The organism is Aurantimonas sp. E1-2-R+4 (genome assembly GCF_036549515.1).
GTDB lineage: Bacteria > Pseudomonadota > Alphaproteobacteria > Rhizobiales > Rhizobiaceae > Aurantimonas > Aurantimonas coralicida_A.
Window position 1 is genome coordinate 1 of the sequence record NZ_JAZHLK010000049.1, and the last position, 15,491, is coordinate 15,491.

Below are 15,491 nucleotides of genomic sequence, written 5' to 3' on the forward strand. Positions count from 1 at the left end.
CTTTCTTCATGGCGTTGCTCTCCTCAGTGGAATCGGCACCCCGAGCCTAACGGCTCAAGGCGGGCAACGCCGCCCACTTCAGAGTTTCAACAGAGACCGGGACATTCCCCGGTTTCGGAATGGACGTTTTCCGGCACCAATGCGGACGGCACGAAAGTGGAAGCCCAGGGTGCCGACTTGTTCACGCTGCGCGGCGGCAAGATCGTCGTCAAGCAAGCCTTTCGCAAGAACCGCCCGCTGCTCACGGCCTGAACCCAGCGTCGCGCTCCAGATCCGGGAATCCGAGCCATGTCCGATCCCATTCGTCCCAAGCATTGGCCCAAGGCCAGCTATGATCCGCACTACGATCCGCTCGTCGATGCCGGCCCCGGCCACAACCGCGATTACGCGCCGACCTACTGGATCGGGACGGCTGGTCCGCCGCCCGAGGACGACGGGCCGGTCTCGGGCGACATGGATGTCGATGTCGTCGTGGTCGGCTCGGGCTACACGGGCCTGTCCTGCGCCATCCATCTGGCCAAGGAGCACGGGATCAAAGCGACAGTGCTCGAAGCCAATACGGTCGCCTGGGGCTGCTCGACCCGCAATGGCGGGCAAGCCCAGATTTCCTCCGGGCGGTTGAAGCGGTCACAGTGGATCCAACGCTGGGGAGTCGAGGTCGCGAAGAAGTTGCACGCCGAGATCCTGGAAGCGTTCGAATTGTTCCGCGATCTGATCGGCTCTGGCGAATTCGATTGCGAGCCGCAAGACGGCGGGCATTTCTACATCGCGCACAAGCCAGGTGTGCTGCCGAAATTGGAAGCGGAATCGAAGCTTCTCAATAACGTGTTTGGTTACGGTTCTCGCATGCTCGGCCGCGAGGAACTGCATGAGCGCCATGTCAGGGATCAGGAAGCGGCTGGGGCTATGCATGAGCCGGACGGCATCTCGATCCACGCCGGTAAGCTCGCCTTCGGCTATCTTCGACTGGCGCGCAAGCTCGGCGCCAAGGTGCATCCGGCCAGCCCGGTGATGGGTTGGAAAATCAAGGGAGGGGTCCATCATCTGACGACACCTGGGGGCACCGTGCGCGCCCGCGCCGTGGCGCTGGCGACCGCCGGCTACACGCCGCCGGGGCTCAGCCACCGCACCAGAAACAGGTTGATGCCGATCCTGTCGAATTCCATCGTTACGCGACCGCTGACGGAGGAGGAGAAGGTGGCGTGCGGCGCTCAGACCGGTTCACCGTTGACCGACACGCGCACGCTTCGCCAATACTATCGGTTCCTGCCCGACGGCCGGATGCAGATCGGCAGCCGCAGTGCGATCACCGGCGCCGATGCCGAAAACCCGAAGCATCTGGCGCTTCTGCAAAAGGGGCTCACCCGCAAGTTCCCGGCGCTGGAAGGCATCGATCTGGACTATTCCTGGTGGGGCTGGGTCGATGTCAGCCACGACATGATGCCGCGGATTTTCCAGCCGGACCCGGCGCAGGCAATTTTTTACGCCATGGGCTATGGCGGCAACGGCGTGATGTATTCCGCCCAGGCCGGTCGGCGCATGGCGCAGATGCTGGCCGGAAAAGGTGCCGGCCTCGACCTGCCGATCTTCACCTCGCCATTGCCGAGTCACGGCATCCTGACGCCCTTCCGGCGATTGGGCCAGCGGCTGATGTACGGTTGGTACCAGTACGCCGATGAATCCCGATGAATGGGCCGACGACCTGCCACTTATACCAACCTGCGGTGATAGGAACCCCTCGAATAGGTCCCTATCACCGCAGGTTGGTATTAGAGATGTCGTGATGAAGATGACGAGCGAGGAGGCGCTTTGAAGCTATTGCAGGTGCGTGAAATCGCGCATGCGCTTGGGATCATCGGGCTGCGGCATGAAGCGGTAACGGCGCTTGGCTAAGAGGAGCCGACCGGCGGTCACAAGGCGCTCCAGGCCCCTGAGCCGCAGGCGTCACTCACCTTCGTCGCGGTAGTCCTCAAACAGGAGCTTGGCGAGCGGTTCCGTTTTTCTACGCCCCGCTGGCCCGGCCGCCGTTGCCGCTGCGATCGCCTGCACGCAGGTGACTGCGATGATATGGAAGACGTCGTCGGCGCTGCAGCCGCGGGACAAGTCGTTTGCGGGTTTGGCCAAGCCTTGCAGGATCGGTCCGATCGCCTTGGCGCCACCGATCCGCTGGGCGATCTTGTAGCCGATATTGGCGGCGTCGAGATTGGGGAAGACCATGACGTTGGCCAGGCCCTCCAGCGGGGAACCGGCCGACTTGGCGGCGCTGACGGCCGGCACGAAGGCGGCGTCGAACTGCAGATCGCCATGTATCTTGATGTCGGCGCGGGTCGTTTTGACAAGATCGGCGGCGGCGGCCACCCGGCTGACCCGTTCATGCTTGGCGCTGCCACCGGTCGAGAACGACAGCATGGCGACGCGCGGCTCCTCGCGGATTAACTCGGCGTAGGAATCGGCCGAGGCGATGGCGATCTCGGCCAGTTCCTCGACACTCGGCTCGACGATCATCCCGCAATCGGCGAAGACGAAGCCTCCCTTGGTCGTATGGTGGTGCTCGCAGAGCATCATCAGGAAGAAACTCGACACGATCTTGGCCTGCGGCGCCCGGCCGATGATCTGCAGCGCCGTGCGGACCGTGTCAGCGGTAGTGGCGATGGCGCCACCGACCGTCCCGTCGGCGTCGCCCTGTCGGACCATCATCGCGGCAAAGCCGAGTGGTGTCGTCATGGCCGCCTTCGCTGCGGCCTCATCGACACCCTTGTGACGGCGCAGTTTGTGATAGACGGCGGCGTAGTCGGCAGTCTGCGGCGCCCGTGTCGGGTCCAGGATGGCGACGCTTGCCGGATCCAAGCCGGTAGCGTCCAGCTTCGCGGCGATTGCCCGCGGGTCGCCGAGGAGTGTGATCCGGGCGATGCCCTCGCGCACCGCGCGCGCCGCACCCTCGATGATGCGCGCGTCCTCGCCTTCCGGCAGTACGATGTGTTTTGGCGAGGTCTTGGCGGCAATGATGATGTCGTCGAGTGGCTTCATGGTTCGCTGTCCTCGCGAGTGCGATTTGCCACGGCAGTCCGGGGCCTGAGCTCATCGCCGTCAGTTCAGATATGCGATGCCGATGAGGATGAAGACGGCGAGGAAGACGGTTTCGGCGACGACGAGGAGGACGGCCTCGCGACCGACGGAAAGGATGCTCTTCAGCGCGGTCTTCATGCCGACGGCGGCGATGCCGAACAGGAGCGCCCAGCCGGAGACGTCGGCGGTAATGTCGGCCGCCTGCCTGGGGATCAGGCCGAAGGAGTTGAGCGCGGCCAGCGCCAGAAAGCCGAGCACGAAGCCGGGGATCAGCGGTGGCCGCTTGCCGGCCTCGGCCTCGCTCTTGTGGGTGGCGCGGAACACCAGCGTGAACACCAGCACCACCGGCGCCAGCATGGTGACGCGGATGAGCTTGACCAAAGTGGCGGTCTCGCCGGCCGCGTCGGAAACCGAAAAGCCCGCGCCGACGACCTGGGCGACGTCGTGGATAGTGCCGCCGAGAAACACCCCGATGGCCTGGTCCTTCAGCCCGAAGATCGGGATCAGCAGCGGATAGACGATCATCGCCACGGTGCTGAGCACGGTGACGCTGAGCACGGTGAAGATCAGGTTGCGCTCGGAGAACTGGTTCTTCGGCAGGACGGCGGCGATCGCCATCGCCGCCGAGGCGCCGCAGATCGCCACCGAGCCGCCGGTCAAGAGCGCCAGCCGCCAGCCACGGCCGAGCAGCTTCGCCGCGGCGNAACTGGTTCTTCGGCAGGACGGCGGCGATCGCCATCGCCGCCGAGGCGCCGCAGATCGCCACCGAGCCGCCGGTCAAGAGCGCCAGCCGCCAGCCACGGCCGAGCAGCTTCGCCGCGGCGAAGCCGAACAGGATGGTGGCGACGACGCCGGCGACCAGCAGCGCGATCAGGCCGGGGCCGAGGCCGATCAACAGGGCGACGGAGATGCGCACGCCGAGGAGCGCGACGCCGATACGCAGGATCGTCTTGGCGGTGAAGTTGATGCCCGCCGCGCATTTGCCTTCCTCGGTGAGGAAGTTCAGGGCGATGCCCAGGAGCAGCGCCATCAGCATGGCCGGCGCGCCGTAATGCTCGGACAGGAATTTCGCCGCGACGGCGACCGTCGCCGCAACCAGCACCCCGGGGGCGTAGTCGGCAATTCGCCGCGATAGTCCCGACCCAGGGAGCGGAGCCGTCGACGCCATGTCCTGCGCGGCCGGGGACGTTGGGTCGGGCACTGTGCTCGGCAGCACGTCCTGGCTTGCGGTCATGACTCACTCCTTGCGGCGACGGCCAATGCGCCGCCGCCAGGGTCTACATGTGTCGGTGCTCTTTCAGCGCCGGACTTGACGCCGGCTTCCGCTTGTCGGACAGCATCCGATGCTTCACCCATGATCGAACGCGACGCTTGTGCGTCTGCGTGAACGCTTTGGGATCAGACGCCGCGCTGCGGGCGCATGTCTTTGGGGTCGATGCCGGCGACGACGACCGGCTTCTTCATCGCGTCGCGGCGGAACGGCTCGCCGAGCTCCTGGTTGAGGATCACCTCGATGAAGGTGGTGGCGCCCTTGGCCTGATCTTCGAGCGCCTTGGTGAGGGCGCCGGTCAGTTCGTCCTGGCCGCGCACCGTCACGCCCTTCATGCCGCAGCCCTCGGCGACTTTGGCATAGCTGAGCTTGGGATCGAGTTCGGTTCCGACGAAATTGTCCTCGTACCACAGCGTCGTGTTGCGCTTTTCCGCCCCCCATTGGTAGTTGCGGAAGATCACCATGGTCACCGCCGGCCATTCGTCGCGGCCGATCGAGGTCATCTCATTCATCGAGATGCCGAAGGCGCCGTCGCCGGCAAAGCCCACGACGGGCGTATCCGGACAGCCGATCTTGGCGCCGATGATCGCCGGAAAGCCGTAGCCGCAGGGGCCGAACAGGCCGGGCGCCAGATATTTGCGACCCGCTTCGAAGCTCGGATAGGCGTTGCCGATGGCGCAGTTGTTGCCGATGTCGCTGGACACGATCGCCTCCTTCGGCAACGCCGCCTGGATCGCCCGCCAGGCCATGCGCGGCGACATCAGCTCCGGTTCGCGGTCACGCGCTTTCTCGTTCCACACCGTGCCGGGATCGTCGTCCTCGTGATCCATCGAGGACAGCTGCTGCAGCCAGGCCGACTTGGTCTGGTGGATCAGCGCGGTGCGATCGGCCCGCCCGGCATCGCCGGCCGTGTCCGAGAGCTGGTCGAGGAGCTGGCGCGCCACGGCCGCAGCGTCGCCGCAGATGCCGACGGTGATTTTCTTGGTCAGGCCGATGCGGTCGGGATTGATATCGACCTGGATGATCTTGGCGTCTTTCGGCCAATAGTCGATGCCGTAGCCGGGTAGGGTGGAGAACGGGTTGAGGCGCGTGCCCAGCGCCAGCACCACGTCGGCCTTGGCGATCAGCTGCATCGCCGCCTTGGAGCCGTTATAACCGAGCGGACCGACCGCCAGGCGATGGCTGCCGGGAAAGGCGTCGTTGTGCTGGTAGCCGCAGGCAACCGGCGCGTCCAGCCGCTCCGCGAGCGCGATCGATTCCGGGATAGCGTTGCCGACGACGACGCCGGCGCCGTTGAGGATCACCGGGAACTTTGCCGTCGACAGCAGCTTGGCGGCCTCGGCGATCGCCGCCCGGCCGCCGGCGGAGCGCTCCAGCCGAACGATCTGTGGCAGATCGACGTCGATGACCTGCGTCCAGAAATCGCGCGGGATGTTGATCTGCGCCGGGGCGCAGCCGCGCCAGGCTTTCTCGATCACCCGGTTCAGTACCTCCGGCACCCGCGAGGCGTCGCGCACCTCTTCCTGATAGCAGACCATGTCCTCGAACAAGGCCATCTGGGTGACCTCCTGGAAGCCGCCCTGGCCCATCGTCTTGTTGGCCGCCTGGGGCGTGACCAGAAGCATCGGCGTGTGGTTCCAGTAGGCCGTCTTCACCGCCGTCACGAAGCCGGTCACGCCGGGGCCGTTCTGGGCAATCGCCATCGCCATCTTGCCGGTCACCCGGCTGTAGCCGTCGGCGATCAGGCCCGCATTGGTCTCGTGGGCGCAGTCCCAGAAGGTCACGCCGGCCTTCGGAAACAAATCCGACACCGGCATCATCGCTGAGCCGATGATGCCGAACGCATGTTCGATCCCATGCATCTGAAGAACCTTGATGAAGGCTTCCTCGGTCGTCATCTTCATGGTCGTATCCCCTTGATTATACGTGAGTGGAACCGTGCGTCCCGGCGCACAGATGGATCGTTCGGAGCGATCCCGCCGCCGAGGGACTATCCAATTTCGTCCTGATCCCGAGCCGATCCGCCGTTGCCGGACCCCGCGCTCGATCGGGCGGAGGCCGTCTGGCCGTGCCGCGGGCGGTCCGGACGAATCGCCCGATCAGCCCTTGCCCTTCCACGGGATGAGCTTGCGCTCGGCAAAACGCATCAGCATCTCGATCCCATAGCCGATCAGGCCGATGATGGTGATGCCGATCACCACCGTGTCGGTCTGCAGGAAGTTCTTGGCGATCATGATCATCGAGCCGACGCCCTTGTCGGCCGCCACCAGTTCGGCGGCGACGACCGTGCCCCAGCACACCCCCATCGCGGTCCGAAGGCCGGTGAAGATCTCCGGCAGCGCATTCGGCAGGATGACGTGACGCAGGATCTGCATCTTCGAGGCGCCGAGCGAGTAGGCGGCGTGGACCTTGGAGATCTTGACGCTGGCGACGCCCGACCGTGCGGCGATGATCATGATGAACAACGCGGCCAGGAACAACAGGAAGATCTTGGCTGTCTCGTCGATGCCGAACCACAGGATGATCAGGGGAATCAGCGCCAGTGGCGGGATCGGCCGGACGAATTCCACGATCGGGTCGAGCAGGCCGCGGCCAATCGTCGTCAGGCCCATGGCCAGTCCCAGCGGCACGCCGACCAGCGTTCCGAAGAAGACGCCGGAGATGACGCGATAGACACTGACCCAGATATGTTCCCACAGCGCGGTGTTGCGAAAGCCATTGCTGATCAGCGAGCTGAGGCGCTCGAAGACGGCGTCGATGGAGGGCCAGTAGATCGGCCGGATCCAGCCGAAGGCGGACGCCGCAAGCCACAGGCCCAAGAGCAGGGCGACGGTGAGGATCGAATAGGCTCGACCCGAATTGACCGCCGACGAATCGCCGAACTTGACGGTCTTTTGACGCGTGAAGGTATTGTCGGCGATGCCGAGCCAGATCGCCAGCTCGGATGGCTGCGGGGTCGATTTCGGCGAGTTCTCGGTGGTGTCGGTCATCATCCGTTCCCCTATCAAGCCACGTCGCCGTCGACATGGCCCATGATTTCTTCCTCCATGCCCCAGATCATCGTCAGAATTTCTTCGCGTTTTTCGATGAAGTCCGGCGATGCCTTGATTTGTCGCGGGCTCTCCGTGAGCCCCATTTCCGCGAAGGGCAGCCGGTACTCCCTGAACACCCGGCCTGGACGCGGAGCCATCACCATCAGGCGTTCGCCCAGAAACAGCGCCTCCTCGACCGAATGGGTGATCAAGATGATGGTCTTGCCGGTCTCTTTCCAAAGCTTCAGGACGAGGCCCTGCATCTTTTCGCGGGTCAGGGCGTCGAGGGCGCCGAGCGGCTCGTCCATCAAGATGACGTCGGGGTCGTTGGCGAGACAGCGGGCGAGGGCGACGCGCTGCTGCATGCCGCCGGACAATTGATAGACCGGTTTGTCGCCGAAACCTCGCAGCCCGACAATGTTCAGGAGACGCTCGACGGTGGCACGCACCTCGGCCTTCGGCTTGCCGGCCATATCGGGGCCGAAGGCGACGTTCTGCTCGACGCTCAACCATTCGAAAAGCGCGCCCTGCTGGAACACCATGCCCCGGTCGCGGCCCGGCCCGGTGATCCGCGACAGACCGCCAACGCCGTCACCGGACGCCCCCTCGGCGGTGCCATCGCCTTCATAGTGGATGCTTCCCGAAGTGGGCGACAGGAAGCCGGCCATGATGTTCAGCAATGTCGTCTTACCGCAGCCGGACGGGCCCAGCACCGACAGAAGTTCTCCCGGCTTGAGGGAGAACGAGACGTTTTTCAGCGCCTGCACGCTGCCGCCAGACGGCAGTGTGAAAATCATCGAGACGTCGTCGACGACGAACCCTTTCATCGAAATTCCTTCGCTGGTCCGATTCAACTGGGTAGGCGCGGCATGGTCTTCCCATACCGCGCTTGACGCAATCGCTACTGAAGGAAGGACGGGTCGATCATGCCGCTGTAATCATCGAGAGCTTTGTCCATCTCGCCCTGGGCGACGAAGAAATCGGCGACCTCCTTGGTGAACTTCTGGACCGATCCGCCGAGCCAGTTATCCGAGGCCTGTTCGGCGCTGGTGGGAAATGAGAACATGCCCAACATCTCCGTCGCCGCCGGAAGGTCCATGCCGGAAGCCTTGGCGATGATCGCCTGATATTTTTCCGGGTCGGCCGCATAGGCCTCATTGGCCTTGCTGGTCACGTCCATGAATTTCCGGAGCAGATCGGGGCTCTCCTCGGCGAACTCCTTCGTCACGGAAATCACGTCGAAGACGCGAATGCCGATTTCCTCCTGCTCGGCCGCCGTCATCAGCACCTTGCCATATTCCTTCATGCGCTGGAGCGGTCCGCCGAAGGCGCAGCCCATCGCCACATCGCCGCGCCCGAGCGCGATGGCGGCGTCGGCGCCGTTCATCTGCACCAGGTCGACCTTGGTGGCGTCGACGCCGAGATGATCGAGCATGCGCAACAGCTTGTAATGGGTGACGTTGCCGATCGGCGTGGCGACCTTCTTGCCTTCCAGATCCTTGGCATTGTCCTGGGTGATGCCGGCGTCATCGCGCACGACGCAATTGTCGGCTTCCGCGTAGGACACGGCAATCCCGACAGTCTTGAGGGGAAGGCCGTTGGAAACGGCGACGACGAATGGCACCAGTCCCTGGCTGAAGGCAATCTGAACGTCGCCCGAGGCCATCGCCTGCGACATCTCGTTGCCGTTGCCGAAGGCTCGCCAGTTCACCGTGACGCCGAGTTCCTTTTCGTAGGTTCCGTCGACCTGGGCGATCTGGTTGGCTGTCGGCCACTCGAGGAAATAGGCGACGGTGATTTCAGAGGGCTGCGCCACCGCGATGGACGTCGTCAGGGCGAATGCCGCCGCGGCCGCAAGGCCGGTCGAGATGCGAGTGAGAGATGTCATGTCGGCGTTCCATTTCTGTGAGATTGACGATGGCCTGTCGAGCCGATGGAATTTCTGCCTTGTCTCCTGCGAATGCGATCGGACGGCATCGAGCCGCCTTTGGACATCTGCCCGGACGCCGAGGCTGCGAGCGGCGGCGCCAAAGACCCCGGTCAACCCGGCGGTCGGACAGTCTACGCGCTCCTGTCTCCTCCCGAGCGCTGCATTCTGTGCTTGATGCTATGTCACAAGACCGGTGGCGATTAGGTCCAAAAGCAGGATTATGATGGGTCCAGACGTCGACTATTGAGTGAGGCGACAGTGATTACGTCAATTCTGCGAGGATCACTCCGGTCGGGATTGCTATCTTCTTGCAACTCTGAAGACCCGACGTGGCGGGTCGGCGCGCTGACTGCAGGGGGCGCAGAACTCATCGGTCGCTTCCCCGGTAAATGCTAAGTGATAAGTGCGAATTCTCCAAAAAAAGGCGCCTCGAACCCACGGGAGACGGTAGATGTTCTTGAGACAGAGCTCGGGAAACGGCGCTACGCCACATGCCTATCCGTCGTGCTCGATGCCGCCGTGCCCCTCGGGGGAAGAAGGGCCAATAGGCACACAAAAATTCATGTATATGAAAAATTGATTGATTATTTCACGTCGACATGATCTCTTTGTTTGGAGAGGCGAGGAATGGATGGCAGACGTGTCGACAACAGCCGCAGTCGCGCATGACGGGTCCGGAGAGGCGAGCAGGACGTCGCTCGGCGCCGATTTGCGCGCTCTGCGCAAGGCAAAAGGGCTGACGCTGGCGGAGCTGGCGCTGAGCATCGGCCGCTCGGTCGGCTATGTCAGCCAGGTTGAGCGCGGCATCTCCGCTCCCGCCATCGACGACCTGCGCAAACTCGCGACGCTGTTCGGGGTGCCGCTCGGCTGGTTCTTCGTCAACGACGAGGCGCCCGAGAACGAGCGTGGTGTCGTCGTGCGCGCCGGCGCTCGCCGCAAGGTCGGCAGCCAAGAGGCCGGCCTGACCGAGGAATTGCTGTCACCCGACCTTGGTGGCTCCTTCGAGCTGTTCCGTTCCGTGTTCGCACCCGGCGCCGAGCTTGCCGAAACGCAACGACGCGAAACCGAGGAAGCCGGTTATCTGATCTCCGGCGAGCTCGAACTCATCCTTGACGACCGTTGCCTGCTGTTACGGGCCGGCGACAGCTTCCGTTTCGCTCATCAGGCCTATCGCTGGCGCAATCCGGGCATCGAGCCGGCCGTCGTCATCTGGGTCATTTCCCCCCCGGTTTATTGAGGTCCCGCCATGGCCGAGCTTCCGTCCCACGCCCGCGTCGTCATCATCGGAGGCGGAGCGGTCGGAATGCTCGAGCCTTTATCATCTGGCCAAGGCGGGCTGGAGCGATCTCCTGCTGCTCGAGTCGAACGAGCTGACGTCTGGCTCCACCTGGCACGCGGCCGGCAACTGCCCGAACTTCGCCGGTTCCTGGGGCATCATGAAGATGCAGAATTACTCCAACCGGCTTTACGAGAGGCTGGGTGACGAGGCCGATTATCCGATCAATTACCATGTGACCGGCGCGCTACGCCTCGCCCATAGCAAGGAGCGGATGCAGGAATTCGAGCATGTGCGTGGCATGGCTCTCAATCAGGGTATCGCGATGGAGATGGTCACGGCGGCGGAGATGCGCGATCTTTGTCCCTTCCTGGAAACCCATGACCTCCAGGGCGGATTGTGGGACGCGGCGGACGGGGACATCGACCCGGCGCAGATCACCCAGGCGTTCGCCAAGGCCGCGCGCGGAATGGGCGCGACGATCATCCGATTCTGCCCAGTGACAGGGTTGAGCCAACAGAGCGACGGCACCTGGCATGTTGTGACCGCCAAAGGCACGGTGAAGGCGGGCATCATCGTCAACGCCGCTGGCTACCGCGCCGCGGAACTCGGTCGCATGATGGGCCGTGACGTTCCGATGGTGGCGATGTCGCACCAATATCTCGTCACCGAGGAAGTGCCCGAATTCTCCGCGCGCGAGACGAGCATCCCGATGGTCCGCGATCCCGACTCTTCCTACTATCTGCGCCAGGAAGGCAAGGGCCTGATCCTCGGCCCCTACGAGCACCAGGCCACGCCCTATTGGGTGGGCCGTGCCGATCCGATGCCGGCCGATTTCTCGTTCCAGCTCTGGTCGGACGATCTGGACCGCATCGAAAGCTATATCGAGGATGCCTGCGCGCGGATGCCGGTGCTGGCCAGCGCCGGCATCCAGAAGGTCATCAACGGGCCAATCCCCTATGCGCCGTACGGTCTGCCGTTGATCGGTCCCGTTCCGGGCATCAGCAATGCCTTTGAAGCCTGCGTCTTCACATTCGGCATCGTCCAGGCCGGTGGCGCCGGCAAGGTGCTCGCGGACTGGGTCACGGAAGGCGAGACCGAATGGGACATGTGGGCGGTCGATCCGCGCCGTTTCACCGACTTCGCCACCAAGTCCTACACGGTCGCCAAGGCCGTCGAGGTCTATTCGCACGAATACGCGATTCACTACCCCCATCTGGAATGGCCGGCAGGGCGGCCCGCCAAGACCTCGCCGGTCTACGAGCGGCTAAAGGCCAAGGGCGCTCGTTTCGGCGCCCGCGGTGGTTGGGAAAAACCGACCTGGTTCGGGACACCCGGCGACGAGGACGCTCCCGAGACCTATGGCCGTGGCGACTGGTTCGAGTCGGTGGCGCGCGAATGCGATGCTGTCGCAAACCAGGTGGGAATCCTCGACCTCACCGCTTTCGCCCGGTTCGAGCTGAAGGGCGAGGGGGCAGCGGAATGGCTGGGCGGCATGATCGCCGGCGCGCTGCCGAAGCCCGGCCGCGTGACCCTCGCCTATCTCTGCACCAGGGGCGGACGCATCCTGACCGAACTGACTGTCACACGCTTTGCCGAAGATCATTTCTGGCTGATCGGCGCCGTCGGTGGCCAGTGGCACGATCGCGACTGGCTGAGGCGCCACATGCCGGCGGACGCCGATTTCACGCTGACCGACGAAACGGCCGGCTGGGGCACGCTGGTCATCGCCGGTCCGCGGTCGCGCGATCTCCTCGCCAAGGTGGCGGACAGCGACCTGTCGAACGCGGCGTTTCCCTGGCTTTCCCACCAGCCTGTCGAGATCGGCATGGCGCGCGGCCTGGCGATCCGCGTCAATTATGTCGGCGAACTCGGCTACGAGCTGCATCTGCCGCTGGCAACGCTGGCCGGTGCCTACGACATGTTGTGGCAGGCCGGCGAGGAATTCGGCATCGCGGATTTTGGCGTCTACGCCATGGATTCCATGCGGCTGGAAAAATGCTACCGCGGCTGGAAGAGCGATCTGTCGACCGACTATTCGCCGCTGCAGGGCGGGCTCGACCGCTTCGTCCGGCTCGACAAGCCGGACTTCATGGGCCGCGACGCGCTGATCCGGGAACGGGAGGCTGGCGTCTCGGAGCGTTTTGCGCCGTTGATCGTCGATTGTGCGGCTGACCGCAGCGGCGTCGATCCTGTGCCGCTTTCGAGCGTCTGGAAGGGCGAGGAGCGCGTCGGTCTCGTCACCTCGGCCGGCTTCGGCCATCGCATCCAGAAGACGATCGCGCTTGCCATGTTGCGTGCCGATCTCACCGAACCCGGCACCGAAGTCGAAATCGAGATCCTCGGCGAGCGCCGCAAGGCGACGGTGGTCGCCGAGCCCATTTACGACCCTCGCAACGAGCGGCTGAAAGGTCTGTCATGACGACGAAACCGGTCCCTTCCTCGGCGCGCGCGGTGATCATCGGCGGCGGCGTCATCGGCTGCTCGCTCGCCTATCACCTGACCAAGCTCGGCTGGACGGACGTCGTCCTTCTGGAGCGAAAGCAGCTGACCTGCGGCACGACCTGGCACGCGGCCGGTCTCATCGCGCAACTCCGGGCGACCCACAACATGACGCGGCTCGCCAAATATTCGCAGGAGCTCTACGGCACGCTGGAGGCCGAGACGGAGGTTGCGACCGGGTTCAAGCGCAACGGCTCGATCACCCTCGCCTTGACCGACGAGCGGTTGCAGGAGTTGAAGCGCGGCGCCTCGATGGCGCGCTCCTTCGGCGTCGAGATCGAGGAGATCTCGGTCGCGGACGCCAAACGCCTGAATCCGCTATATAATATGGAAGACGTCACCGGTGCCGTCTATCTGCCGAAGGACGGGCAGGGCGATCCGATCAACATCGCGCTGGCTCTGGCCAAGGGCGCCCGCATGCGCGGCGCGCAGATCATCGAGGGCGTCGCGGTCACCGCCATTCACCAGGTCGACGGTCGCGCCACCGGCGTCGCCTGGCAGCGCGGCGAGGAGAGCGGCAATCTCTCGGCCGATGTGGTGGTGAACTGCGCCGGCATGTGGGCCCGCGATGTAGGCCAGATGGCGGGCGTCAACGTGCCGCTGCAAGCCTGCGAACATTTCTACATCGTCACCGAAGCGATCGCCGATCTGCCGCGCGACATGCCGGTGATGCGGGTGCCGGACGAGTGCGCCTATTACAAGGAGGACGCCGGCAAGCTATTGCTCGGCGCGTTCGAGCCGCGCGCCAAGCCCTGGGGACAGGACGGCATTCCCGCAGATTTCTGCTTCGACCAGTTGCCTGAGGATTTCGACCATTTTGCCCCGATCCTGGAGATGGCGGTTAATCGCTTTCCCGCGCTCGAAAAGGCGGGAATCCATACCTTCTTCAACGGACCGGAGAGTTTCACGCCGGACGACCGGTATCTCCTTGGCGAAGCGCCGGAACTCGCCGGGTTCTTCGTCGCGGCGGGCTTCAATTCGGTCGGCATCCAGTCGGCCGGCGGCGCCGGCATGGCGCTGGCGCAGTGGATCGAGGATGGCGAGCCGCCCTTCGATCTCTGGGATGTCGACATTCGCCGGATGCAGCGGGTGCAGAACAACCGCACCTATCTCGTCAACCGCGTCAGCGAGACGCTCGGTCTGCTCTATGCCGATCATTTTCCCTATCGCCAGTTCGAAAGCGCCCGCGGGGTGCGGACCTCGCCGCTGCACGAACGCCTGGCCGCGCGCGGCGCCTGCTTCGGCGAAACGGCGGGCTGGGAGCGGGCCAACTGGTTCGTGCCGAAGGCGGATCTGGAACGCGGGGTCAAGCCCGAATATCGCTACAGCTGGGGCCGGCAGAACTGGTTCGACTATGCGGCTGGCGAGCACAAGGCGGTGCGCGAGGCGGTCGGGCTGTTCGACATGTCGTCCTTCGTCAAGCTGCGGGTGGAAGGCCGCGATGCCTTCGATGTCCTGCAAAAGCTGTGCGCCAACGATGTCGACGTGGCACCGGGCCGCATCGTCTATACGCAATGGCTCAACGATCGCGGCGGCGTCGAAGCGGATCTGACCGTGACGCGTCTTTCCGAGACCGCGTTCCTGGTGATCACCGGCGCGGCTCAGGACGTCCGCGATATTGCGTGGCTGAAGCGCCATATTCCCGGTGACGCCCACTGCACCGTCACCGACGTCACCAGCGCCGAGGCCTGCCTTCCGGTAATGGGGCCGAATGCGCGCAAACTCTTGCAGTCGCTGACCGGCGCCGATCTTTCCAACGCGGCGTTTCCGTTCGCGACGGCCCGCGAGATCGAGCTCGGCATGGGCGTCGTGCGCGCCCACCGCATCACCTATGTCGGCGAGCTAGGCTACGAGCTCTACATGCCGAGCGATCTGGCCCGGCATGTCTTCGATACCGTAATGGAGGCAGGCGACGCATTCGGCCTGCGCCTTTGCGGCATGCACACCATGGATGCCTGCCGGCTGGAGAAGGCGTATCGCCATTTCGGCCATGATCTGTCCGACGAGGATCATGTGCTGGAGTCGGGGCTGGGCTTTGCCGTGAAGCCGGACAAGACGCCTGGCGCCTATGGCGATTTCATCGGCCGCGCCGCCGTGGCGGCGAAAAAGCAGGAAGGCCTGACGAGGCGGCTGGTGCAGTTCAAGCTCGATGATGCCGAGCCGCTGCTCTATCACACCGAGCCGATCTGGCGGGACGGCGCGATCGCAGGGTTCCTGACCTCGGGCGGCTACGGACATCATCTCGGCGCGGCAATCGGCCTTGGCTATGTGCAATGCGAGCCAGACGAAAAGCCCGGCGATATCGTCGGTTCCTCCTACGAGATCGAGGTTGCAGGCGAGCGCGTCGGTGCCATCGCCAGCCTCAAGCCGCTCTACGATCCCAAGTCGGAGCGGGTTCGCGCCTGAACGAGCGAC

Annotated in this window: 9 protein-coding genes and 2 pseudogenes; 5 read left to right on the top strand and 6 right to left on the bottom strand. The window is 64.4% G+C overall.

The window, feature by feature from the left end:
* A partial coding sequence (locus VQ045_RS17720; protein ID WP_331831048.1) for a nuclear transport factor 2 family protein occupies positions 1 to 252 on the top strand: 252 nt, incomplete at its 5' end.
* A 36-nt stretch (positions 253 to 288) separates the two neighbouring features.
* On the top strand, positions 289 to 1,689 hold the full coding sequence (locus VQ045_RS17725) for an NAD(P)/FAD-dependent oxidoreductase (protein WP_331831049.1): 1,401 nt from the start codon (positions 289 to 291) through the stop codon (positions 1,687 to 1,689).
* 255 nt (positions 1,690 to 1,944) lie between these two features.
* Here the strand turns inward: VQ045_RS17725 and pta are convergent, their stop codons facing one another.
* From pta to VQ045_RS17760, 6 genes and pseudogenes are all read right to left on the bottom strand, one after another.
* Positions 1,945 to 3,027, bottom strand: a complete 1,083-nt coding sequence (gene pta / locus VQ045_RS17730; RefSeq protein ID WP_331831050.1) for a phosphate acetyltransferase — start codon at positions 3,025 to 3,027, stop codon at positions 1,945 to 1,947.
* A 60-nt stretch (positions 3,028 to 3,087) separates the two neighbouring features.
* Positions 3,088 to 4,234 (bottom strand): annotated as a pseudogene (locus VQ045_RS22055) (YeiH family protein).
* 230 nt (positions 4,235 to 4,464) lie between these two features.
* Positions 4,465 to 6,240, bottom strand: a complete 1,776-nt coding sequence (gene xsc, locus VQ045_RS17745) for a sulfoacetaldehyde acetyltransferase (RefSeq protein WP_331831051.1) — start codon at positions 6,238 to 6,240, stop codon at positions 4,465 to 4,467.
* A 195-nt stretch (positions 6,241 to 6,435) separates the two neighbouring features.
* A complete protein-coding gene (locus VQ045_RS17750; protein WP_327649418.1) occupies positions 6,436 to 7,326 on the bottom strand; it encodes an ABC transporter permease in 891 nt (296 codons plus the stop codon).
* 14 nt (positions 7,327 to 7,340) lie between these two features.
* Complete coding sequence (locus VQ045_RS17755) at positions 7,341 to 8,195, bottom strand: ABC transporter ATP-binding protein (RefSeq protein WP_327649419.1); 855 nt, start codon at positions 8,193 to 8,195, stop codon at positions 7,341 to 7,343.
* 74 nt (positions 8,196 to 8,269) lie between these two features.
* Positions 8,270 to 9,256 (bottom strand): taurine ABC transporter substrate-binding protein, encoded by a 987-nt coding sequence (locus VQ045_RS17760; protein ID WP_327649420.1) that lies wholly within the window; start codon positions 9,254 to 9,256, stop codon positions 8,270 to 8,272.
* Between the two features lie 673 nt (positions 9,257 to 9,929).
* Between VQ045_RS17760 and VQ045_RS17765 the strand changes: the two genes are divergently transcribed.
* The 3 genes and pseudogenes from VQ045_RS17765 to VQ045_RS17775 all read left to right on the top strand — a co-directional run bounded on the left by VQ045_RS17765 (position 9,930) and on the right by VQ045_RS17775 (position 15,482).
* On the top strand, positions 9,930 to 10,535 hold the full coding sequence (locus tag VQ045_RS17765; protein WP_327625732.1) for a helix-turn-helix domain-containing protein: 606 nt from the start codon (positions 9,930 to 9,932) through the stop codon (positions 10,533 to 10,535).
* Positions 10,536 to 10,544: 9 nt separating this feature from the next.
* Positions 10,545 to 12,996 (top strand): annotated as a pseudogene (locus tag VQ045_RS17770) (GcvT family protein).
* Positions 12,993 to 15,482 (top strand): GcvT family protein, encoded by a 2,490-nt coding sequence (locus VQ045_RS17775; protein WP_331831052.1) that lies wholly within the window; start codon positions 12,993 to 12,995, stop codon positions 15,480 to 15,482. The pseudogene VQ045_RS17770 and the gene VQ045_RS17775 overlap by 4 nt, the downstream one beginning before the upstream one ends.
* Positions 15,483 to 15,491: the final 9 nt, after the last annotated feature.